At 58.3% G+C, this 23663-nt stretch carries 20 protein-coding genes and 1 pseudogene; 2 read left to right on the top strand and 19 right to left on the bottom strand.

What is annotated here, in order from left to right; genetic code table 11:
* Nucleotides 1-30 precede the first annotated feature (30 nt).
* The 4 genes from I5961_RS08240 to I5961_RS08225 form a co-directional block, all read right to left on the bottom strand.
* Nucleotides 31-759, bottom strand: coding sequence for a dienelactone hydrolase family protein (locus I5961_RS08240; RefSeq protein WP_085703369.1), 729 nt, complete (start codon nt 757-759; stop codon nt 31-33).
* Nucleotides 760-827: 68 nt separating this feature from the next.
* Nucleotides 828-2732, bottom strand: a complete 1905-nt coding sequence (gene htpG / locus I5961_RS08235) for a molecular chaperone HtpG (RefSeq protein ID WP_085703395.1) — start codon at nt 2730-2732, stop codon at nt 828-830.
* An 81-nt stretch (nt 2733-2813) separates the two neighbouring features.
* A complete protein-coding gene (locus I5961_RS08230) occupies nt 2814-3266 on the bottom strand; it encodes a PaaI family thioesterase (RefSeq protein WP_007959014.1) in 453 nt (150 codons plus the stop codon).
* A complete protein-coding gene (locus tag I5961_RS08225) occupies nt 3263-3739 on the bottom strand; it encodes a PaaI family thioesterase (protein WP_085703368.1) in 477 nt (158 codons plus the stop codon). Before I5961_RS08225 ends, I5961_RS08230 begins: the two co-directional genes overlap by 4 nt.
* A gap of 158 nt (nt 3740-3897) precedes the next feature.
* Between I5961_RS08225 and I5961_RS08220 the strand changes: the two genes are divergently transcribed.
* On the top strand, nt 3898-4134 hold the full coding sequence (locus tag I5961_RS08220; RefSeq protein ID WP_011333123.1) for a hypothetical protein: 237 nt from the start codon (nt 3898-3900) through the stop codon (nt 4132-4134).
* Nucleotides 4135-4211: 77 nt separating this feature from the next.
* On the opposite strand, the gene I5961_RS08215 is transcribed toward I5961_RS08220, so the two are convergent.
* The 12 genes and pseudogenes from I5961_RS08215 to sdhC form a co-directional block, all read right to left on the bottom strand.
* Nucleotides 4212-4613 carry an MAPEG family protein gene (locus tag I5961_RS08215; protein ID WP_085699366.1) on the bottom strand — a complete coding sequence of 134 codons (402 nt, stop codon included), beginning with the start codon at nt 4611-4613 and terminating at the stop codon, nt 4212-4214.
* Nucleotides 4613-5350, bottom strand: coding sequence for a DUF599 domain-containing protein (locus I5961_RS08210; RefSeq protein WP_085699368.1), 738 nt, complete (start codon nt 5348-5350; stop codon nt 4613-4615). Before I5961_RS08210 ends, I5961_RS08215 begins: the two co-directional genes overlap by 1 nt.
* A 151-nt stretch (nt 5351-5501) precedes the next feature.
* A complete protein-coding gene (gene brnQ, locus I5961_RS08205) occupies nt 5502-6815 on the bottom strand; it encodes a branched-chain amino acid transport system II carrier protein (protein WP_227234881.1) in 1314 nt (437 codons plus the stop codon).
* Nucleotides 6816-7144: 329 nt separating this feature from the next.
* Complete coding sequence (sucD, locus tag I5961_RS08200; protein WP_011333119.1) at nt 7145-8029, bottom strand: succinate--CoA ligase subunit alpha; 885 nt, start codon at nt 8027-8029, stop codon at nt 7145-7147.
* Nucleotides 8029-9195, bottom strand: coding sequence for an ADP-forming succinate--CoA ligase subunit beta (gene sucC / locus I5961_RS08195; protein ID WP_007959029.1), 1167 nt, complete (start codon nt 9193-9195; stop codon nt 8029-8031). Before sucC ends, sucD begins: the two co-directional genes overlap by 1 nt.
* A gap of 201 nt (nt 9196-9396) precedes the next feature.
* Entirely contained in the window at nt 9397-10833 is a 1437-nt protein-coding gene (lpdA, locus tag I5961_RS08190) for a dihydrolipoyl dehydrogenase (RefSeq protein ID WP_085682946.1), read from the bottom strand.
* A 97-nt stretch (nt 10834-10930) separates the two neighbouring features.
* Complete coding sequence (odhB, locus tag I5961_RS08185; RefSeq protein WP_085699372.1) at nt 10931-12157, bottom strand: 2-oxoglutarate dehydrogenase complex dihydrolipoyllysine-residue succinyltransferase; 1227 nt, start codon at nt 12155-12157, stop codon at nt 10931-10933.
* Between the two features lie 42 nt (nt 12158-12199).
* Entirely contained in the window at nt 12200-15031 is a 2832-nt protein-coding gene (locus I5961_RS08180; protein ID WP_085699374.1) for a 2-oxoglutarate dehydrogenase E1 component, read from the bottom strand.
* 340 nt (nt 15032-15371) lie between these two features.
* Nucleotides 15372-15934: pseudogene (locus tag I5961_RS08175) on the bottom strand (succinate dehydrogenase iron-sulfur subunit); the annotation flags it as partial.
* Nucleotides 15935-15999: 65 nt separating this feature from the next.
* Nucleotides 16000-17772, bottom strand: coding sequence for a succinate dehydrogenase flavoprotein subunit (sdhA, locus tag I5961_RS08170; RefSeq protein ID WP_085682949.1), 1773 nt, complete (start codon nt 17770-17772; stop codon nt 16000-16002).
* A 3-nt stretch (nt 17773-17775) separates the two neighbouring features.
* Nucleotides 17776-18144: a succinate dehydrogenase, hydrophobic membrane anchor protein gene (gene sdhD, locus I5961_RS08165; protein WP_007977503.1), complete on the bottom strand. Its 369-nt coding sequence runs from the start codon at nt 18142-18144 to the stop codon at nt 17776-17778.
* The gene (gene sdhC, locus I5961_RS08160) at nt 18138-18512 is read right to left on the bottom strand and encodes a succinate dehydrogenase, cytochrome b556 subunit (RefSeq protein ID WP_011333113.1); all 375 of its coding nucleotides are present in this window, start codon (nt 18510-18512) and stop codon (nt 18138-18140) included. The genes sdhD and sdhC overlap by 7 nt, the downstream gene beginning before the upstream one ends.
* Before the next feature lie 364 nt (nt 18513-18876).
* On the opposite strand from sdhC, the gene gltA reads away from it, so the two are divergent.
* The gene (gene gltA, locus I5961_RS08155) at nt 18877-20166 is read left to right on the top strand and encodes a citrate synthase (RefSeq protein WP_007959044.1); all 1290 of its coding nucleotides are present in this window, start codon (nt 18877-18879) and stop codon (nt 20164-20166) included.
* A gap of 270 nt (nt 20167-20436) precedes the next feature.
* On the opposite strand, the gene I5961_RS08150 is transcribed toward gltA, so the two are convergent.
* The 3 genes from I5961_RS08150 to I5961_RS08140 form a co-directional block, all read right to left on the bottom strand.
* The gene (locus tag I5961_RS08150; protein ID WP_085699376.1) at nt 20437-22095 is read right to left on the bottom strand and encodes a cation acetate symporter; all 1659 of its coding nucleotides are present in this window, start codon (nt 22093-22095) and stop codon (nt 20437-20439) included.
* On the bottom strand, nt 22092-22403 hold the full coding sequence (locus tag I5961_RS08145) for a DUF485 domain-containing protein (RefSeq protein ID WP_085682951.1): 312 nt from the start codon (nt 22401-22403) through the stop codon (nt 22092-22094). The genes I5961_RS08150 and I5961_RS08145 overlap by 4 nt, the downstream gene beginning before the upstream one ends.
* A 230-nt stretch (nt 22404-22633) precedes the next feature.
* A complete protein-coding gene (locus I5961_RS08140) occupies nt 22634-23485 on the bottom strand; it encodes a glycine betaine ABC transporter substrate-binding protein (RefSeq protein WP_085699378.1) in 852 nt (283 codons plus the stop codon).
* Nucleotides 23486-23663: the final 178 nt, after the last annotated feature.

Below are 23663 nucleotides of genomic sequence, written 5' to 3'. Positions count from 1 at the left end.
ACGCCAGGCGTGGGAGTGTTTTCAACCGAATCAGCCTTTGAACACTTCATCCAGCAAGTCATGCATCGACTTGAACGCCCGCGCTGCGGTCTTCGCGTCGTACATCATCTTGCCCGGCACGTTGGCGTGCGGATCGGTGAACGAGTGCACCGCGCCGCCGTAGCTCAGCAGCTGCCAGTCGACACCGGCGGCGTTCATCTCGTCTTCGAATGCCGGCAACTGCTCTTTCGGCACCAGCGGGTCCGAAGCACCGTGCAGCACCAGCACCGAGCCCTTGATGTTCTTCGCGTCCGCAGGGTTCGGCGAATCCAGCGTGCCGTGGAACGACACCGCCGCTTTCACTGCCGCACCGGTGCGCGCCAGATCCAGCGCACAGCAGCCGCCGAAGCAGAAACCGAACACAGCCAGTTTCGAGGTATCAACCGCCGCCTCGCCCTGTTTCTGCAATTGTTCGAACGCGGCCTGCATACGCTTGCGCAACTGCGCACGGTCATTCTTCAGCGGCATCATTGCCGCACCGGCCTGATCGGCATTCTGCGGACGCACGGCCTGGCCGTAAACGTCAGCGATCAGTACCACATAACCCTTGGCCGCCACCGATTTGGCGATCTCTTCAGCGCCAGCGCTGACACCCATCCAGTTCGGCGCCATCAACAGGCCCGGGCGTGCGCCTGTGTGCTCGGCGTCGAACGCCAGACGACCTTCATATGGCTGGCCGTCAATCTGATAGACCACGGAACGTACAGTGACTTGGCTCATTTCTGACTCCAGAGTGGTTGAACACCAGAATGAAAAAACCCGCCGAAGCGGGTTTTTCTAAAGCTTGATCAAGCAGACAGTTCGACCAGCAGCTTGTTCAGGCGGCTCACGTAAGCGGCCGGGTCTTTCAAGCTGTCGCCAGCCGCCAGGGCGGCCTGGTCGAAGAGGATGTGCGACAAGTCGCTGAAGCGATCGTCGCTGGCCTCGTTGTCGAGCTTCTCGATCAGCGGGTGGCTCGGGTTGAATTCGAAGATCGGCTTCGAATCCGGCACCTTCTGCCCGCTGGCCTCGAGGATCTGACGCATTTGCAGACCCAGGTCCTGCTCACCGATGGCCAGAATGGCCGGCGAGTCGGTCAGGCGATGGGAAACCCGGACTTCGGCAACGGAGTCGCCCAGTGCGGTTTTCAGACGCTCGACCAGACCTTCTTTCGACTTGGCGACTTCTTCTGCGGCCTTCTTGTCCTCTTCCGAGTCCAGGTTGCCCAGGTCCAGGTCACCGCGCGCGACGTCGACAAAGTTCTTGCCGTCGAACTCGCTGAGGTAGCTCATCAGCCACTCGTCGATGCGGTCGGTCAACAGCAGCACTTCGATGCCTTTCTTGCGGAAGACTTCCAGGTGCGGGCTGTTCTTGACCTGCGCGTAGGTTTCGCCGGTGAGGTAGTAGATCTTGTCCTGACCTTCCTTGGCACGCGCCAGGTACTCGGCCAGACCGACGATCTGCTCGCCATCGGTGCCATTGGTCGATGCGAAACGCAGCAGACCGGCAATTTTTTCCTTGTTGGCGAAATCTTCTGCCGGGCCTTCTTTCATGACCTGACCGAAGTTTTTCCAGAAGCCCTTGTATTGCTCAGGCTCGTTCTTCGCCAGTTTTTCCAGCATGTCCAGCACGCGCTTGGTCAGCGCCGACTTCATCGAGTCGATGATCGGGTCTTTCTGCAGGATTTCCCGCGACACGTTCAGCGACAGGTCGTTAGAGTCGACCACACCCTTGATGAAGCGCAGGTACAGCGGCAGGAACGACTCGGCCTGATCCATCACGAACACGCGCTGTACGTACAGCTTCAGGCCTTTCGGCGCTTCACGCTGGTACAGATCGAACGGTGCGCGGGCCGGCACGTACAGCAGCGAGCTGTATTCGAGCTTGCCTTCGACCTTGTTGTGGCTCCACGACAGCGGATTTTCGAAGTCGTGGGCGATGTGTTTGTAGAACTCCTGGTATTCCTCATCCTTCACTTCAGTGCGAGGACGGGTCCACAGGGCGCTGGCGCGGTTGACGGTTTCCCATTCGGCTTCAGGCTTTTCTTCGCCTTCGGCAGCGGCCACTTCTTTCGGCAGCTCGATCGGCAGCGCGATGTGGTCGGAGTATTTCTTGATGATGTTGCGCAGACGCCAGCCATCGGCGAATTCGTCTTCACCTTTTTTCAGATGCAGGACGATGCGGGTGCCGCGTTCTGGCTTGTCGATGGTGGCGACTTCGAATTCGCCCTCACCTTTCGACGACCAGTGCACGCCTTCGCTGGCGGCGGTGCCGGCGCGACGGCTGTACACGTCAACTTTGTCAGCGACGATGAAGGCCGAGTAGAAGCCCACACCGAACTGACCGATCAGGTGCGAATCCTTCTTCTGATCGCCGGACAGGTTTTTCATGAAATCGGCGGTGCCGGATTTGGCGATGGTACCCAGGTGGGTGATCACATCGTCGCGGTTCATGCCGATGCCGTTGTCTTCGAGGGTGACGGTCTTGGCGTCCTTGTCGAAGCTCACACGGATTTTCAGTTCAGCGCCATCTTCGAGCAACTCTGGCTTGGCCAGGGCTTCGAAGCGCAATTTGTCGACGGCGTCAGAGGCGTTCGAGATCAATTCGCGAAGGAAGATTTCCTTGTTGGAATACAGCGAATGGATCATGAGGTGCAGCAGCTGCTTCACCTCGGTCTGGAAGCCCAGGGTTTCCTTTTGAGTTTCCACACTCATGGTCATCAAACTCCAATCAGATGGCATTGGCCGCGACCTTGCTGGTCGGCGGCGGGTTGATCTGTGAATTGGGGGCGTGCTTCAGGATTTCAAGGGCTCATCGATTTTGAAGTGCGCGCGGGCAGTGGCAATCGGTTCGCTTTCAGTGCTTTGCCAGGCCGTGACCGCGACGTTGGCCACCCGCCGGCCCTGACGGCAGACCTGACACCGGGCCCAGGTATCGCGAAACTGCCCGGCTCGCAGGTAATCAAGGGAGAAATCGATAATCTTCGGCACACCGGGCGCACCGGTGAAAATCAACAGATGCAGGGCCGCAGACAGCTCCATGAACCCGGCGATCACCCCGCCGTGAATCGCCGGCAATAAAGGGTTACCAATGTTGTCCTTGTTTGCCGGCAGCTTGAACAGCAAGTCGTCACCGACCCGCGAACACTCGACGCCGATGAGTCCGGCGTAGGGGATCAGTTTCAGCAGCGGCGCGTAGTCCCCCTTCTCGTGGGCCTCTTGCAGTTGCTGCTTGAAATCATCGCTCATGGGTTTTCTCCCTTGATCGCGCCACCAAAGCCTTTGGTGCCTTTAAGCCCCTTGCCCATGCGCATGAAGGTGCCGACAACGTGGGCAATCGGTTGCTCGGGATCGTCCTGATAAGCGAAGCCGCGGGCGAAGATCACATCGGTGGTGACTCGATAACATTGGGCGAAGCCATACACGTCTTTATTCGGCTCGGCGGCGTGCATGTAGTCGATGCGCAGATCGAGGGTCGGGCAGACTTCGAATTCCGGCAGGACGCACAGGGTCGACATGCCGCACGCCGTGTCCATCAGCGACGTGATCGCCCCGCCATGGACTACGCCGGTCAGCGGATTGCCGACGATTTGTGCACTGTACGGCAGCACCACCGTCAGGCCTTCGCGACTTGCGCTATGCACCTTCAATCCCAGCACCTGACAGTGGCGCAAGGCCGAGAGAAACCGTGTCGCACGCTCAAAAACGGGGCTTTCGGCCATTTGATAATTACTCTTGTTAATCACTGTTCGCCGTAGTGGAAAGAACAGCAAAAGTTCCATTGCAAAACAAACTTATATATCTGAAAGAAATGAGGAACTTAACCCAAGGGCCTGAGCTCTTAAGGCCAGTAGTTATTTTCCATAAGGAGAAACACCCCATGCGTAAGACTTTAGCTATTGCCTTGATGTTGACCGCTTCCCTCGGTCTCGCTGCCTGCGATAAAAAATCCGAGGACAAAGCTCAAGATGCCAACCAACATGCTGAACAAGCTCAGCAAAAAATGAACGAAGCTCAGGATAAAGTGAACGACGCGGCGAAAGAAAACGCCGAAGCCGCCAAAGATCAGGCCGAATCGAACGCTGCAGCGCAAGAAGAAGCTGCCAAGAAGCAATAAGCTGCTTCTCGATAGCAAAAAAGAAAACCCGTCAAGTGCGGGTTTTCTTTTGCCTGTGATTTTTTGCCAATGCCGTCTTAGAGCAAGACGGTTCTAAAAGTCGGACTAATCATCAGCAACAATGAACACACTAAGCCGACCAGCCAGACCAGACTGCGCAGCGTAGGAATATCCGCCAGGTAGAACCACAGATAGAGAATTCGCGAGATCACGAAGATGATCGCCAATGCATCGATCAGCCATCCCGCCGTCTGCGTGGTATGCGCCATCAGCACGCCAACGGCAAACAGGATGAACGCTTCGATGCTGTTCTGATGTGCCGCCAGCGCACGGGCCCCGTAACCGGTGAGTTGCGCCTGTTGCTGACGTGGCAGGTGGTTGTTGTAACCGCCCTGTTCTTTCATGGCCTTGCCGACCGGCATACGCGCCACGTAGATCAACAAAGCACTGATAAACACACACCAGAACGGAATACTCATCAAGCAGCCTCTTTGTTCGCTTCGGGCAATGGCGCCTCTGTAGGGGTATAGACCATTACATCGAGTACGTCGGAATGAAACTCGCGGCGATACAACACCAGCACCACGCCTGCACTCATCAACATGAACAGCCACGGGCTGACGAACCACGCCAGCATGCTCATTCCGAAGTAGTAGGAACGCAGACCAAAGTTGAACTGGTTGGCCGCCATCGAGATCACCCGCGCCGCCCGCGAGGCGAATGCCTTGCGCTCCTGCTCCGACACTTGCCGCTCACCGATCATCGGGGCCGAGCCGACCAGAATGGCGGCGAAGTTGTACTGACGCATGCACCAGCTGAAGGTGAAGAAGGCATAGACGAACACCAGCGCCAGGCACAGCAATTTGATCTCCGACATGCCCTGCGAGGCCTGTTGCACCATCGGAATATCCGCCAGCAGCGACACCGCGCGCTCGGAAGCGCCGAGCACGGTCAGAATGCCCGCCAGGATAATCAGCGTACTGGAGGCGAAGAACGAGGCGTTGCGTTCCAGGTTACCGATCACACTGGCGTCGGCGATACGGTTGTCACGCAGCAGCATGCGGCGCATCCAGTCTTCGCGGTACAGGTGCAGCACGCTGGCCAGGCACGCGGTATCACGACCTTTCCAGGTGGCATAACGGGTGTAGCCGGCCCAGCAGATGACAAACCAGAGCGCGGCCAGCAGGTGGATCAGGTTGGCTTGGATGAACGACATGCAATTCCCTGTGATGAAGATTTCGGCTCCCCTTCGACGTTAGTCGAGGGAAAAAGACACTGCCTGAAGCCCATAAAAAATGCCCCGTATCGATTGATACGGGGCATTTCTGTTTAATCGCTCGGCGACCGCTTGTGGCGGCCCGGCAATCTTAGGCGAGTGCTTCGGCGCGCTTGCCCAGCAGGCGGTCGCACACCACGGCAACCGCCAGGGTCATCACGCACGGCACCAGCCACGCCAGACCTTGCTCGCTCAGCGGCAGGTGGGCCAGTTGCGATGGCATCCAGTCCGCCAGACCGGCGCCTTTCAACGCATCGATGGTGCCGAACACGAACGACACCAGCATCACCGGGCCCATGATGCGGCTCTGCTCATGCCAGAACGCAGCGCAGAAACTCAGGGCCACCAGCACGATGCACGGCGGGTAGATCGCGGTCAGTACCGGGATCGAGAACGCGATCAGCTTGGTCAGACCCAGGTTGGACACCAGCAGCGAGAACGCCGCGAGGATGATTACCAGGGTCTTGTACGACAGCGGCAGTACGCGGCTGAAGTATTCGGCACAGGCGCAGGTCAGGCCAACCGCGGTCACCAGGCACGCCAGGGAAATCAGCACGGCAAGGAAGCCACTGCCCAGCGAACCGAAGGTGTGTTGCACATACGCATGCAGCACCGCGGCGCCGTTGGTCGCGCCCGCCGCCACTTCATGGCTGCCGGAACCAAGACGAAACAGGCTGACATACACCAGCGCCAGACCGACACCGGCAATCAGCCCGGCAATGATCGCGTAACGGGTGATCAGCGCCGGCGATTCGACGCCACGGGAGCGGATCGCGTTGACGATGACGATGCCGAACACCAGCGCGCCGAGGGTATCCATGGTCAGGTAACCATTGATGAACCCTTGGGAGAAAGGTGCCGCAACGTATTCCGGAGTCGCCACGCCGATGTCACCGGCAGGCAGTGCGAACGCAGCGATGCCGAGGACGGCCAGGGCGATGATCTTCAGCGGCGCGAGGAAGCGACCGACGGTATCCAGCAGACGTCCAGGGTAGAGCGAAATGAAGAACACCAGCAGGAAGTACACCGAACTGTAGAGGAACAGCGCCAGTGGGCTCTCTCCGGTCAGCGGCGCCAGGCCTACTTCAAAGGAAACGGTCGCGGTACGCGGGGTGGCGAACAACGGGCCGACCGCCAGATAGCAAGCGGCTGCCAGTACGCCGCCGGCGATCTTGCCGATCGGGCTGCTCAGAGCGTCCATTGCTCCACCGACCTTGGCCAGTGCGACCACGGTGACCACGGGCAAACCGACCGCCGTGATCAGGAAGCCCAGCGCCGCTATCCAGACGTTGGGCCCGGACTGCAAACCGACGATAGGCGGGAAAATGATGTTGCCGGCCCCGACGAACAGGGCGAATGTCATAAAGCCAAGTGCCAGGATGTCCTGACCTTTCAAAACTTTCATTAAGGAAATACCACACTACTGAATCGGAATTTAGAGGGGGATTTCCCTGTGGGGTTAGGGAAATGCTGTCAATCCGTATAAGACTGACCCGTTTAGCGCGTTGCATGCCTTGTGGGCGGCAGACGCAAAAATGGCTGCTAGCCTAACGAATTTGCCTGACAAACGCACTGTTAGAGGGCGAACTATCCGATACGCGACGTTTCCGTGTCGCGTTTTTGCATGTTATTGGGTGAGTGCTTATAAATTGCCATCGCCTACCCGAACGCCAGAAACGACAAAGGCCACCCGAGGGTGGCCTTTGTTGCTGGAGCAGAGGAGTCAGCCGAAGCTTACTTCTTCACTTCCCAGCCAGTCAGCTCGGCCAGGGCCTTGCCGATGTCTGCCAGCGAACGCACGGTTTTCACGCCAGCGTCTTGCAGAGCAGCGAATTTCTCGTCTGCAGTGCCTTTGCCGCCGGAGATGATTGCGCCAGCATGGCCCATGCGCTTGCCCGGAGGAGCAGTCACACCAGCGATGTAGGAAACAACCGGCTTGGTCACGTTGGCCTTGATGTAGGCAGCCGCTTCTTCTTCAGCCGAACCGCCGATCTCGCCGATCATTACGATCGCTTCGGTCTTCGGGTCTTCCTGGAACAGCTTCAGGATGTCGATGAAGTTCGAACCCGGAATCGGGTCACCACCGATGCCGACGCAAGTCGACTGACCGAAACCGGCGTCAGTAGTCTGCTTGACAGCTTCGTAGGTCAGGGTGCCGGAACGGGAAACGATACCGACCTTGCCTGGCAAGTGAATGTGACCTGGCATGATGCCGATCTTGCATTCGCCAGGAGTGATCACGCCTGGGCAGTTAGGGCCGATCAGGGTAACACCCAGCTCGTCGCACTTAACTTTGGCGTCCAGCATGTCCAGGGTAGGAATGCCTTCGGTGATGCAGACGATCAGCTTGATGCCGCCGAACGCCGCTTCCAGGATCGAGTCCTTGCAGAAAGGAGCCGGAACGTAGATCACGCTGGCGGTGGCGCCAGTGGCTTCTACAGCTTCTTTCACGGTGTTGAACACAGGCAGGTTCAGGTGAGTGGTGCCACCTTTGCCTGGCGTCACGCCGCCAACCATTTTGGTGCCGTAGGCAATGGCTTGTTCGGAGTGGAAAGTACCCTGCGCACCGGTGAAGCCCTGGCAGATTACTTTGGTGTCTTTATTGATCAGGACGCTCATTACTTGCCCTCCGCAGCTTTAACGACTTGTTGAGCAGCGTCGGTCAGGCTGGTAGCAGCGATGATGTTCAAACCGCTTTCTGCCAGTACTTTAGCGCCCAGTTCAGCGTTGTTGCCTTCAAGACGAACAACAACCGGGATTTTCACGCCGACTTCTTTCACTGCACCGATGATGCCTTCGGCAATCATGTCGCAACGAACGATGCCGCCGAAGATGTTAACCAGTACTGCAGCGACATTGCTGTCGGACAGAATGATTTTGAAAGCTTCGGTTACGCGTTCTTTGGTAGCACCACCACCTACGTCGAGGAAGTTGGCTGGCTTGCCGCCGTGCAGGTTGACGATGTCCATGGTACCCATGGCCAGGCCGGCACCGTTCACCATGCAGCCGATGTTGCCTTCCAGCGCTACATAGTTCAGTTCGAACTTGGCAGCGTGCGCTTCGCGCGGATCGTCCTGCGACGGATCGTGGAAAGTCTTCAGCTTAGGCTGACGGTACATTGCGTTGGCGTCGATGTTGATCTTGGCGTCCAGGCAGTGCAGATCGCCGTCAGCCTTGATCACCAGCGGGTTCACTTCCAGCAGAGCCAGGTCGTGATCCTTGAACAGCTTGGCCAGACCTACGAAGATCTTGGCGAACTGAGCAACCTGCTTGCCTTCCAGACCCAGCTGGAATGCCAGCTCGCGACCCTGGAATGGCTGAGCGCCAACCAGTGGATCGATAGTGGCTTTCAGAATTTTTTCTGGAGTGTCGTGAGCGATTTTCTCGATGTCCACGCCACCTTCGGTGGAAGCCATGAACACGATGCGACGGCTCGAACGGTCAACGACAGCGCCCAGGTACAGCTCTTTAGCGATATCAGTGCACGATTCAACCAGGATCTTGGTGACTGGCTGGCCGTTGGCGTCAGTCTGGTAAGTCACCAGACGCTTGCCCAGCCACTGCTGTGCGAAGGCTTTGGCGTCTTCTTTGCTGCGAACCAGCTTGACGCCGCCCGCTTTACCGCGACCACCGGCGTGAACCTGGGCTTTGACAACCCACTCGTTGCCGCCGATTTTGTCGCAAGCTTCTGCTGCTGCTTCCGGGGTGTCTACTGCGAAACCAGTGGAAACTGGCAGGCCGTATTCAGCGAACAGCTGCTTACCCTGATACTCGTGAAGATTCATGCTTTTTACCGTCTTCGTTAGGTACTGCGCATTCGGCGCTGCGCTCTTTATGAGTGCCGCGCCACCTGTGACTGCTGCTTGCGTAGCGTTTCCGGATACCCGGTGCAGCTACGCAAGGCTGCGTCCAGCGGACATTCCGCGGTGAGTCTTGCACGCAAGGCTCACGACGGGCCGTACCGCCGTGGTTTCTTATTGTGTGTCTTAACGCTTCTTGCGGTTGGCAATGTGGATGGCGCCGCCATTCACTGCCAAAGCTGCTTCGTGCAAGGCTTCAGACAGGGTCGGATGGGAGAAAACCATCATGCCCAGGTCTTCAGCGCTGGTGCCGAATTCCATACCGATCGCGCCCTGCTGAACCAGTTCTGCAGCGCTCGGGCCAATCACGTGCACGCCCAATACGCGGTCAGTCTTGGCATCGGCGATGACCTTGACGAAACCACCGGTATCGTTGGCGGCCATGGCACGGCCGGATGCTGCGAACGGGAAGGTGCCGACGTTAACTTCAACGCCTTCAGCTTTCAAGGCCTGCTCGGTTTTACCGACCCATGCGATTTCCGGGTGAGTATAAATAACCGAAGGGATCAGGTCATAGTTCATCTGGGCCTTGTGGCCCTTGATGCGCTCGACAACCATGATGCCCTCTTCCGAGGCCTTGTGCGCCAGCATCATGCCGCGAACCACGTCACCGATCGCGTAAACGCCCGGTACGGTGGTAGCGCAGTGATCGTCAACATGCACGAAACCGCGCTCGTCCAGGGTCACACCGCTGTCGGCAGCCAGCAGATCAGTGGTCACCGGACGACGACCGACGGCTACGATCAGCTTGTCGAAAGTGATGGTCTGTTCGCCGTTGGCATCGGTGTAGTTCACAACGACTTCGTCGCCGTTCACTTTGGAACCGGTCACGCGAGCGCCCAGCTTGATGTCCAGACCCTGTTTGGTCAGGGTTTTCAGCGCTTCCTTGGAAACAGCGGTGTCCGCTGCCATCAGGAAGGTGTCCAGCGCTTCCAGGACAGTCACTTCTGCACCCAGACGCGACCAGACCGAACCCAGTTCCAGACCGATCACGCCAGCGCCGATTACGCCCAGACGCTTCGGTACGGTTTGGAATTCCAGAGCGCCAGTCGAATCAACGATGACTTTCTGATCGACCGGAGCCGGTGGAATGTCGATCGGACGCGAACCTGGAGCCAGGATGACGTTTTCGGCTTCAATGACTTCAACCGAGCCGTCCGGCTTGGTGACTTCGACTTTCTTGCCAGCCAGCAGCTTGCCGTGGCCCTGGATCGAAGTAACGCCGTTGGCCTTGAACAGGGTGGCAACGCCGCCGGTCAGGTTCTTGACGATGCCGGCCTTGCGGCCAACCATCGCAGCGACGTCCATTTTGACTTCGCCGGTCGAGATACCGTGGACGTTGAAGCTTTCTTTCGCTTCCTTGTATTTCCAGGAGCTGTCCAGCAGCGCCTTGGAAGGAATGCAGCCTACGTTCAGGCAGGTGCCGCCCAGGGCTTGCTTGCCTTCAGCATCGGTGTACTTCTCGATGCAGGCAGTGCTCAGGCCGAGTTGCGCGGCCTTGATAGCTGCCACGTAGCCGCCAGGGCCAGCACCGATCACTACTACGTCAAATTTCTGCGACATTCAAAAAATCCTCTTTAGCGAAAAGCTTCAAGCCGCGCGCTGCAAGCCAGGCTGCGTTATCCCGCAGCTTGAAGCTTGCAGCGCGCGACTGCTTCTATCAGATATCCAGCAACAGACGAGCCGGATCTTCCAGCAGGTTCTTGATGGTCACCAGGAAGGTTACAGCTTCTTTGCCATCGATCAGACGGTGATCGTAGGACAGTGCCAGGTACATCATCGGACGGATCACGACCTGACCGTTGATGGCCATCGGACGCTGGATGATGTTGTGCATGCCCAGAATCGCTGCCTGCGGCGGGTTGACGATCGGGGTCGACATCATCGAACCGAAGGTACCACCGTTGGTGATGGTGAAAGTACCGCCGGTCATTTCGTCCATCGACAGTTTGCCGTCACGGGCTTTCTTGCCGAAAGTGGCGATGCCGCCTTCGATTTCAGCCAGGCTCATGTGTTCGGCGTTACGCAGAACCGGAACCACCAGGCCACGGTCGCTGGAAACAGCAACGCCGATGTCGGCATAACCGTGGTAAACGATGTCGTTGCCATCGATCGAGGCGTTGACCGCCGGGAAGCGCTTCAGCGCTTCGGTGGCAGCCTTCACGAAGAACGACATGAAGCCCAGGCGTACGCCGTTGTGGGACTTCTCGAACAGGTCCTTGTACTTCGAACGCAGGGCCATGACTTCGGTCATGTCGACTTCGTTGAAAGTGGTCAGCATCGCCATGTTCGATTGAGCTTCAACCAGACGCTTGGCAACGGTGGCACGCACGCGGGTCATCGGAACGCGCTTCTCGATGCGGTCGCCAGCGGCGAACACAGGAGCGGCGGCGGCCGGAGCAGCAGCCTTGGCAGGCGCGGCAGCCGGAGCGGCTTTCTTGGCAGCAACGGCTGCAACCACGTCTTCCTTGGTCACGCGACCGCCCTTGCCGGTGCCGGCAACGGAAGCGATGTTGATGCCGTTCTCTTCAGCCAGCTTGCGTGCGGCAGGAGCAGCGATCGGGTCGTCTTCGCCATCGGCGGCCGGAGCAGCGGTAGCGGCAGCAGCGGCCGGAGCAGCAGCGGCAGCCGGAGCGGCGGCAGCAGCGCCGCCTTCAACGATGGAGCCCAGAACTTCGTCGGACAGGACGGTTTCGCCCTCGCCCTTGACGATTGCGCCCAGCACGCCGTCGGCGGTAGCCAGCACTTCCAGTACGACTTTGTCGGTTTCGATGTCGACGATCAGTTCGTCACGCTTGACGGCGTCGCCCGGTTGTTTGTGCCAGGTGGCAACGGTGCCATCGGCAACCGATTCCGGGAAAGTGGGGGCTTTGATCTCGATAGCCATTATCTGTGGTTCCTTAAATTCGGTTTCAGGTGCGCGAAGGCGTTAAACGGTAAACGCGTCTTGCAGCAGTTGTTCCTGCTGCTCGGCGTGCATCGATGCGTAACCACATGCTGGTGCAGCAGAAGCCTCACGGCCCGCGTACTCGAGTACGAGAGATTTGTTGAGGTTGCTGATGCTGCGACGCAGGTGGTGCTGACTGCAGTACCAGGCGCCCTGGTTCATCGGCTCTTCCTGACACCACACGGCCGCTTTGGCATTGGTGTAAGGAGCCAGGACTTCTTTCAAGTCGTCCTCAGGGAACGGATACAGCTGCTCGATACGCACGATGGCGATATCTTCGCGGCCTTCGGCACGACGTTTTTCCAGCAGGTCGTAGTAGACCTTGCCGCTGCACAGAACAACGCGCTCGACCTTTTTCGGGTCCAGGGCATCGATTTCCGGGATAACGGTCTGGAACGAACCTTCGGCCAGATCTTCCAGGGTCGAGATGGCCAGTTTGTGGCGCAGCAGCGACTTTGGAGTCAGAACGACCAGTGGCTTGCGCAGCGGACGAATCACCTGACGACGCAGCAAGTGGTAGATCTGGGCCGGGGTGGTCGGCATGCACACCTGAATGTTGTGCTCGGCGCACAACTGCAGGTAACGCTCAAGACGCGCCGAGCTGTGCTCAGGGCCCTGACCTTCATAACCGTGTGGCAGCAACATGGTCAGACCGCAGAGACGGCCCCACTTGTGTTCACCGCTGGTGATGAACTGGTCGATCACGACCTGCGCACCGTTGGCGAAGTCGCCGAACTGGGCTTCCCAGATCACCAGCGCGTTCGGCGTGGTGGTCGAGTAACCGTATTCGAACGCCAGTACGGCTTCTTCCGACAGGAACGAGTCGTACAGTTCGAAACGCGGCTGACCTTCGAACAGATGCTTCAACGGCACGTATGTACCGGCATCTTTCTGGTTGTGCAGCACAGCGTGACGGTGCGAGAACGTACCGCGGCCGATGTCCTGACCGGTCATGCGGATCGGGTGACCTTCGAACGCCAGGGTCGCGTACGCCATGGTTTCGGCATAACCCCAGTTGATCGGCAGGCCGCCGGCTTGCATCTTCTGACGGTCTTCGTAGATCTTCGCGACCTGACGCTGAACCACGAAGCCTTCCGGAATTTCCAGCAGCTTGGCAGACAGTTCCTGCAGGGTCTTCAGATCGAAGCGTGTGTCGTGACGCGCAGTCCAGGTGTGGCCCAGATACGGACGCCAGTCCACGAACAGCTCTTTGTTCGGCTCCTTGACCAGCGACTTCACCACGTGCAGACCGTTGTCCAGCGCGTTGCGGTATTCGTCGACTTTCGCCTGAACACGCTCTGCATCCAATACACCGGCCTGGGTCAGACGATCAGCGTACAGCTCACGGGTGGTGCGCTGCTTGGTGATCTGCTGATACATCAGAGGCTGGGTGCCGCTTGGCTCGTCGGCCTCGTTGTGGCCGCGACGACGGTAGCAGACCAGGTCAATCACCACGTCACGCTTGAACTGCATGCGGTAGTCGATGGCCAGCTGGGTCACGAACAATACGGCTTCCGGATCATCACCATTCACATGGAGGATCGGCGCCTGGATCATTTTCGCAACGTCGGTCGCGTACTCGGTGGAGCGCGAGTCCAGCGGGTTGCTGATGGTGAAACCAACCTGGTTGTTGATCACGATGTGCACGGTACCGCCGGTCTTGAAACCGCGGGTCTGCGACATCTGGAAGGTTTCCATCACCACGCCCTGACCGGCGAATGCCGCGTCACCGTGGATGGAGATCGGCAGAACCTTTTCACCGGTAGGGTCGTTGCGACGATCCTGACGGGCGCGAACCGAACCCTCGACCACCGGGGAAACGATTTCCAGGTGGGACGGGTTGAACGCCATGGCCAGGTGAACTTCACCGCCGGTGGTCATTACGTTGGACGAGAAGCCCTGGTGGTATTTAACGTCACCGGAACCCAGCTCGACCTTCTTCTTGCCTTCGAACTCATCGAACAGCTCGCGCGGGTTCTTGCCGAAGGTGTTGACCAGTACGTTCAGACGGCCACGGTGGGCCATGCCGATGACGACTTCCTTGGTGCCGTAGGAACCGGAACGCTGGATCAGTTCGTCGAGCATCGGAATCAGGCTTTCGCCGCCTTCCAGACCGAAACGCTTGGTGCCCGGGTATTTGGTACCCAGGTATTTTTCCAGACCTTCACCGGCCGTCACACGCTCGAGCAGGTGGCTCTTGATGTCGGCGGAGTATTCCGGACGGCCACGTACGCTTTCCAGACGCTGCTGGAACCACTGGCGCTGCTCGGAATCGGTGATGTGCGTAAATTCAGCGCCGATGGTGCGGCAATATGTCTGCTGCAACGCTTCGTGAATTTCGCGTAGGCTCGCTTCCTCTTTGCCGATGAACAGGTCGCCGGCACGGAAGGTCGTATCAAGATCGGCATTGGTCAAGCCGTAGTGATTGATCGACAGGTCTGCAGGTGCAGGACGCTGCCACAGTCCCAGCGGGTCAAGCTGGGCTGCCTGGTGGCCACGCATACGGTAGGCCTGGATCAATCGCAGCACTTCAACTTGCTTCTTCTCGTGCTCAGTGCTCACGCTACCGGCGGAAACCGGCTGGGCGCGGCGCTGGTTCTTTGCCAGCAGCACGAAATGATCGCGAATCGTGGAGTGCGAAACATCGGTGGAGGAGTTGCCGTCGGCAGGCAACTTCTGGAAGTAGTTGCGCCACTCTTCTGGCACAGCGTTAGGGTCGTGCAGGTAGAGCTCATAAAGCTCTTCCACATAGGCAGCGTTACCTCCGGAAAGGTAGGCGCTGTTCCACATGCGCTGCATCACGCTTTCTTGCATGCTTGGTCACCCTCGGTTAGGGGAACACCACCGGTGTCGACACCGAGCAAGCTTGCAGAAGTCCGAATGCAGCGACCAAAACAAGCCACTTAGGATCACACTGATAGTCCGGGTACCAGCCCGGATGCCCCTGCTTGTCTCATTTCTTCAAAATAAGAGCCGCAGCTTATGGCTGCTGCTCTGGTTATAGCCATGGCGCGGGTTGAAGCCCGCGCCTAAGCCTTCTTCGGGTACAGCGGTTACAGCAGCTGAATCACACGCCGCTCGAAAGCAACATGTTACGGATGTGACCGATGGCCTTAGTCGGGTTCAGGCCTTTCGGACATACGTTGACGCAGTTCATGATGCCCCGGCAGCGGAAGACGCTGAACGGGTCATCGAGGGACGCCAGACGCTCGGACGTCTTGGTGTCACGGCTGTCTGCCAGGAAGCGGTACGCTTGCAGCAGGGCAGCCGGACCCAGGAACTTGTCCGGGTTCCACCAGAAGGACGGGCAAGAGGTCGAGCAGCAAGCGCACAGGATGCACTCGTACAGACCGTCGAGCTTTTCACGCTCTTCAGGGACTGCAGACGCTCGATGGCCGGAGCCGGCGTGTCGTTCTGCAGGAATGGCTTAACCTTCTCGTATTGCTTGTAGAAGATGCTCATATCGACAACCAGGTCACGGATAACCGGCAAACCTGGCAGCGGCCGAATGACCAGCTTGTTACCTTTCACGACAGCGGACAGCGGCGTGATGCACGCCAGGCCGTTCTTGCCGTTGATGTTCATGCCGTCGGAGCCGCAGACGCCTTCACGGCAGGAGCGACGATAGGAGAAACCTTCGTCCTGTTCCTTGATGAGGGCCAGCACGTCCAGCACCATCAGGTCTTTACCACCGGTATCGACCTGGAATTCCTGCATGAACGGCGCAGCGTCCTGATCAGGGTTGTAACGATAAACACTGACTTTCAACATGGCGGTCACCCTTAATAAGTCCGGACTTTAGGTTCGAAAGTCGGAACAGTCTTCGGCGAGAAGTTCACGGCACGCTTGGCGACACGTTTCTCACCCGGGAAGTACAGGGTGTGGCACAGCCAGTTTTCGTCGTCACGGTCTTCGAAGTCTTCACGGGCGTGAGCACCACGGGACTCTTTACGTACTTCGGCAGCGATGGCGGTAGCTTCAGCCACTTCCAGCAGGTTTTGCAGTTCCAGCGCTTCGATACGTGCAGTGTTGAACGCCTGCGACTTATCGTTGATCTTCACGTTGGCAATGCGCTTGCGCAGATCTGCCAGCTGGGCAATACCCTTCTGCATGTATTCGCCGGTACGGAATACACCGAAGTAGTTCTGCATGCAGCTTTGCAGCTCGCGACGCAGGGTAGCGACGTCTTCGCCGTCGGTACGGTTGTTCAGGGCGTTCAGACGCGCCAGGGCAGCTTCGATGTCGGCTTCGGTAGCGTCGTCATATTCGATGCCGTCGGTCAGCGCCTTCTCCAGGTGCAGGCCGGCAGCGCGGCCGAATACCACCAGGTCGAGCAGCGAGTTGCCGCCCAGACGGTTGGCACCGTGAACCGATACGCAAGCCACTTCACCGACTGCGAACAGACCAGGAATGATCTGATCCACGCCTTCGGCGTCCTGAGTGATCGCCTGGCCGTGAATGTTGGTGGCAACGCCGCCCATCATGTAGTGGCAAGTCGGAACAACCGGAACCGGAGCAACCACCGGATCAACGTGTGCGAAAGTCTTCGACAGTTCGCAGATGCCTGGCAGACGGCTGTGCAGCACTTCCTCGCCCAGGTGGTCGAGTTTGAGCATTACGTGGTCGCCATTCGGACCGCAACCATTGCCGGCGATGATTTCTTTAACCATCGAACGCGCAACCACGTCACGACCGGCAAGGTCTTTGGCGTTCGGAGCATAACGCTCCATGAAACGCTCGCCGTGCTTGTTGATCAGGTAACCACCTTCACCACGGCAACCTTCGGTAACCAGTACACCGGCGCCGGCGATGCCGGTCGGGTGGAACTGCCACATTTCGATGTCTTGTACCGGCACGCCGGCACGCAGAGCCATGCCGACGCCGTCACCGGTGTTGATCAGGGCGTTGGTGGTGGATGCATAGATACGACCTGCACCGCCGGTAGCCAGTACGGTGGCTTTGGCGCGGATGTAGGTGGTTTCGCCGGTTTCGATGCAGATTGCGATCACACCGACGAATTCGCCTTCCTGGTTTTTCACCAGGTCGACTGCGTAGTACTCGTTCAGGAACGTGGTACCGGCTTTCAGGTTGCCCTGATAAAGAGTGTGCAGCAGCGCGTGACCGGTACGGTCGGAAGCGGCGCAGGTACGGGCAGCCTGCCCGCCCTTGCCGTAATCCTTCGACTGACCGCCGAATGGACGCTGGTAGATACGGCCGGTTTCGGTACGCGAGAACGGCAGACCCATGTGGTCCAGCTCGAAAACGGCAGCCGGGCCTTCCTGACACATGTATTCGATAGCGTCCTGGTCACCGATGTAGTCGGAACCCTTGACGGTATCGTACATGTGCCAGCGCCAGTCATCGTTCGGGTCGGCCGATGCGATGGCGCAAGTGATGCCGCCCTGTGCGGACACAGTGTGCGAGCGGGTCGGGAAAACCTTGGTGATCACGGCAGTCTTGTGACCGCCCTGTGCCAGTTGCAGCGCAGCGCGCATGCCGGCACCGCCGCCACCAATAATGATGGCGTCGAAAGAAATCGTTGGAATGTTAGCCATGAATCAGATACCCCAGAGAATCTGCACACCCCAGACGAAGTAAGCGAACATCGCGACGCCGCATACTGCCTGGAAAAGGAAACGTACTGCAGTCGCGGACTTGCCCAGCGCCATTGGCGTCAGGTAGTCGGTCGCGATGGTCCACATGCCGACCCAGGCGTGAGCGCCCAGGGCAACCAGTGCCAGCAGACTGAAGATACGCATTCCGTTGTGGGCGAACAGGCCGTGCCATTGGTCGTAGCCAATGCCCGGGTTCGCGGCGAGGTAGCCGATCAGGAAAATGAAATAAGCCGCGAGAACGACCGCAGACACACGTTGTGCCATCCAGTCATAGAGGCCCGAACGCGAAAGGTTTGTAACGCTGGTTACCATATCCAAACTCCTGCCAGAACGATCAGCACCACGGAAACGGCGATGATCAGTTTCGAGCCCAGGCGGCCGCCTTCCAGCGTCTCACCGATGCCCATGTCCATGATCAAGTGGCGCACACCGGCAACCAGGTGATACAGAAGAGCGGACAGGAGGCCCCATGCTACGAACTTGGCCAGCGGGCTGGTCAAGCATGCCTTCACCTCGACATAACCTTCCTCGGAACCCAGGGATTTGCCCAATGCATAAAGCATGATGCCGAGGCCCAGGAAGAGGATGATGCCGGAAACACGGTGAAGAAACGACGTAACGCCGGTGATGGGGAGTTTGATGGTCCTTAGGTCTAGGTTTACAGGTCGTTGGCTTTTCACGGCTTTTTTTTCACACTGAAGAGCCCCTAACAATCAGGGCAAAGTTGTTGGGGAGTGCACTGGTCAGGTAACCACCACCCAGGGATGCGACCCCCAATGAAAGCGAGCCCAAAAGCCCTTGGCGGTCGGTCGCCGAGTATAGACAGTTAGGCTACTAATGACAACGCAATCGCCTACCCCCAATAGCGGATTGCACAAGTCGTATAAAAGGCGTAAATGGCAGGCAATTTCGAGGAAAAAGTACGGTTAAAGCCTTCTGGAGCAAGACTTTAGGCAAATTGACATTCGAATTTATCTCACTATAGTGGTGCGGGCCCTGCGTGGGGGGTCTGTCTGATGATTTCAAGCATAAATAGGAGGCCACATGGCTGACAAAAAAGCGCAGTTGATCATCGAGGGCGCAGCCCCCGTCGAGCTGCCCATTTTAACCGGCACCGTTGGTCCCGATGTTATCGATGTTCGGGGCCTGACGGCCACGGGCCGCTTCACTTTCGACCCCGGTTTCATGTCGACCGCTTCCTGCGAATCGAAGATTACCTATATCGACGGCGACAACGGCATCCTGCTGCACCGCGGCTACCCGATCGAACAGCTGGCTGAAAAGTCGGACTACCTGGAAACCTGCTACCTGCTGCTGAACGGCGAACTGCCAACTGCAGAGCAAAAGGCCCAGTTCGTCGGCACCGTAAAGAACCACACCATGGTTCACGAGCAGCTGAAAACCTTCTTCAACGGCTTCCGCCGTGACGCCCACCCGATGGCCGTCATGTGTGGTGTAGTCGGCGCCCTCTCGGCCTTCTACCACGACTCCCTCGACATCAATAACCCGCAGCATCGCGAAATCTCCGCGATCCGCCTGGTTGCCAAGATGCCGACCCTGGCCGCGATGGTTTACAAGTACTCCATGGGTCAACCCATGATGTACCCGCGCAACGACCTGTCGTACGCGGAAAACTTCCTGCACATGATGTTCAACACCCCGTGCGAGATCAAACCGATCAGCCCGGTACTCGCCAAGGCCATGGACCGGATCTTCATCCTCCACGCCGACCACGAGCAGAACGCATCGACCTCCACCGTGCGTCTGGCGGGCTCCTCGGGTGCCAACCCATTCGCCTGTATCGCCGCCGGTATCGCCGCACTGTGGGGCCCTGCCCACGGCGGTGCGAACGAAGCCGTGCTGACCATGCTCGATGAAATCGGCGATGTTTCGAACATCGACAAGTTCATCGCCAAGGCCAAGGACAAGAACGATCCGTTCAAGCTGATGGGCTTCGGTCACCGCGTCTACAAGAACCGCGACCCTCGCGCGACTGTAATGAAGCAGACCTGCGACGAAGTGCTGAAGGAACTGGGCATCCAGAACGATCCGCAACTCGAACTGGCCATGCGCCTGGAAGAGATCGCGCTGACCGACCCGTACTTCATCGAGCGCTCGCTGTATCCGAACGTCGACTTCTACTCGGGGATCATCCTCAAGGCGATCGGCATTCCGACCAGCATGTTCACCGTGATTTTCGCCCTGGCACGTACTGTCGGCTGGATCTCGCACTGGAAGGAAATGCTCTCCAGCCCGTACAAGATCGGCCGTCCGCGCCAGCTTTACACTGGCTACGAGTCGCGGGACATCACCAAGCTGGAAGACCGCAAATAAGAGCTGTCTAGCGATAGCGTCTTAGCGCTGTACCGGGAACGGCCTCCATGAGAATGGGGGCCGTTTTTTGTTTGGGGCATTTCAGCGGCCTTTGGACCGACTGGTTTATTGTTGATTGGGTACATAGCCGTTTCTTCGGGTGCCACCGCTGGTGCCCATTACCGCAGCAACGGATATCCCACCCCAAAGAAAGTCCGATAACCGCCCACAAAAAAATGCCCCAATCTCTCGACCAGGGCATTTTCATTCAACTCAACCTACACAAGATCCTCAGTGCGATACCGCCCCACTCGCTCCCAACCCGGTCTGCGAACGCACAAACTGCGGGAAGAACAGCGCCCGCTCGTTCTCGGCCTCAGCCGACTTGTCGGTGATCGAGAAGAACCAGATCCCGATGAACGCAATGATCATCGAAAACAGAGCCGGATACTCGTAAGGGAAAATCGCCTTCTCGTGATGCAGGATCTGCACCCAGATGGTCGGGCCAAGAATCATCAGCCCCACCGCGCTCACCAGCCCCAGCCAGCCACCAATCATGGCGCCACGAGTGGTCAGCTTCTTCCAGTACATCGAAAGCAGCAGCACCGGGAAGTTGCAGCTTGCCGCGATGGAGAACGCCAGACCGACCATGAACGCGATGTTCTGGCTTTCGAACAGGATGCCCAGGCCGATGGCCAGAACGCCCAGCGCGATGGTGGTGATCTTCGAAACGCGAATCTCATCCTTCTCGTTGGCCTTGCCCTTCTTGATCACGCTGGCGTACAGGTCGTGAGACACCGCCGAAGCACCGGCCAAAGTCAGGCCGGCCACCACCGCCAGGATGGTCGCGAACGCCACCGCCGAGATGAAGCCGAGGAACACGCTGCCGCCCACGGCGTTCGCCAGGTGCACTGCCGCCATGTTGTTGCCGCCGAGCAGAGCGCCCGCCGCATCTTTAAAGGCCGGGTTGGTGCTGACCAGAAGGATCGCGCCGAAGCCGATGATGAAGGTCAGGATGTAGAAGTAGCCAATGAAACCGGTCGCGTACAGCACGCTTTTACGAGCTTCTTTCGCGTCGCTTACGGTGAAGAAGCGCATCAGGATGTGCGGCAGGCCGGCGGTACCGAACATCAGTGCCAGACCCAGGGAGAATGCCGAGATCGGGTCTTTTACCAGACCGCCCGGGCTCATGATCGCTTCGCCCTTGGCGTGAACCTTGATGGCTTCGGAGAACAGGGTGTTGAAGTCGAAGTTGACATGCTTCATCACCATCAGCGCCATGAACGAGGCACCGGACAACAACAGCACAGCCTTGATGATCTGTACCCAGGTGGTCGCCAGCATGCCGCCGAACAGCACGTACAGGCACATCAGGATACCGACCAGAATCACCGCAACGTGGTAGTCGAGACCGAACAGCAGCTGGATCAGCTTGCCGGCACCGACCATTTGCGCGATCAGGTAGAACGCCACCACCACCAGCGAACCGCAGGCAGACAGGGTGCGGATCTGGGTTTGCCCGAGACGGTAGGACGCCACGTCGGCAAAGGTGTATTTACCCAGGTTGCGCAGACGCTCGGCGATCAGGAACAGAATGATCGGCCAGCCCACGAGGAAGCCGATCGAGTAGATCAGGCCGTCGTAGCCGGAGGTGAACACCAGCGCGGAAATACCCAGGAAGGACGCCGCCGACATGTAGTCACCGGCAATTGCCAGACCGTTCTGGAAACCGGTGATCTTGCCGCCCGCCGCATAGTAGTCGGCTGCCGAGTTATTGCGTTTGGATGCCCAGTAAGTGATGCACAGGGTCGCACCAACGAACGCCACGAACATGACGATCGCGGAAACGTTAAGCGGTTGCTTGTGGACTTCACCGGTCAGGGCGTCAGCGGCCCAGACGGCGGGAGCGAACGCTGCGATGCTCAAAAGAGCCAGTAGACGCCGGATCATTGCTGAGCCTCCTTGAGAATCGCGTTGTTCAGGTCGTCGAACTCGCCATTGGCGCGGCGCACGTAAATGCCGGTCAGGATGAAGGCCGAGACAATCAGTCCGACACCGATCGGGATGCCCCAGGTGATGGATGATTCGGCACTGATTTTCGTCCCGAGCACTTGCGGCCCGTACGCGATCAGAAGGATGAAGCCGGAGTAGAGCCCGAGCATGATCGCCGAGAGTATCCAGGCGAACCTTTCTCTTTTCTTGACCAGCTCCTTGAAGCGCGGGCTGTTCTGAATCGAGAGGTAAATGCTGTCGTTCATTGTTTTTATCCTCGCAGCACAGATTTTTATTTTTGGAACATATCCACTGTATGCGGCTGCGAGCCGGGTTCCAGACGACCTTAGTAGTAGAACGCCATGACGTTTTTGCCAATTTCCAGACCCGCCGAAAACGCCCATCCCTGCTTATTAATAGTGGGCAAACAAAAAAGGCCGCCCGACAGTCATGTCGGGCGGCCCTGGGAAGCGCAGATTAGACGCTTCGGCTTAAATCACTTGGTCCAGTCGGCAACACGCTCAGGGTGCTTGGCCACCCAATCCTTGGCCGCTACGTCAGGTTTTGCACCGTCCTGAATCGCCAGCATGACTTCGCCGATTTCGTCTTTCGAAGCCCATTGGAAGTTTTTCAGGAACTTGGCCACTTCCGGCGCCTTGGTCGCCAGCTCCTTGCTGCCGATGCTGTTCACGGTTTCAGCCGCGCCATACACACCTTTCGGGTCGTCGAGGAAGCGCAGTTTCCACTTGGCGAACATCCAGTGCGGCACCCAGCCGGTGACGGCGATGGATTCGTTTTTCTTCTCGGCGCGGGTCAGCTCGGCAATCATGCCGGCGCCGGAACTGGCCTTGAGTTGATAGCCGGTCAGGTCGTAATCCTTGATCGCCTGATCAGTCTTGAGCATCACGCCTGAACCGGCGTCGATGCCGACGATACGTTTTTTGAAGGAGTCGTCGGTTTTCAGATCTTCGATGGTCTTGGCCTTGACGTACTCCGGCACGATCAGACCGATTTTCGCATCCTTGAAGTTCGGGCCGTAATCGACGACCTGATCCTTGTTCTTGGCCCAGTATTCGCCGTGGGTCACTGGCAGCCAGGCCGAGAGCATGGCGTCGAGTTTGCCGGTGGCGACACCCTGCCACATGATGCCGGTGGCGACGGCTTGCAGTTTCACGTCGTAGCCGAGCTTCTGCTTGATCACTTCGGCCGCCACGTGGGTGGTCGCGACACTGTCGGACCAACCGTCAACGTAACCGATGTTCAGGGTCTGTTTTTCAGCGCTGGCGAAAGTGGAGCCCATCGCAAGCACCAGAGCGGCACCTGCGCCTAAAAGTCGTCGCATCTTCATCGTTACTTCCCCGAAATGCTGCGCCCGACGGATGCCGGGCATCGTCAACGTATTGTTATGGTGCACAGCGCCCCCATCACGCCCGACCGCAAACTCGTTAGAACATCAGCGGAGTACTGATGGCTCCGATCATCAACCCGACGCCCGATAAGACCTGCTCTGTCAGCGACCTCAAGGC

The organism is Pseudomonas sp. IAC-BECa141, from assembly GCF_020544405.1.
Classification (GTDB): domain Bacteria; phylum Pseudomonadota; class Gammaproteobacteria; order Pseudomonadales; family Pseudomonadaceae; genus Aquipseudomonas.
This window is presented reverse-complemented; position numbering and strand designations above follow the sequence as displayed.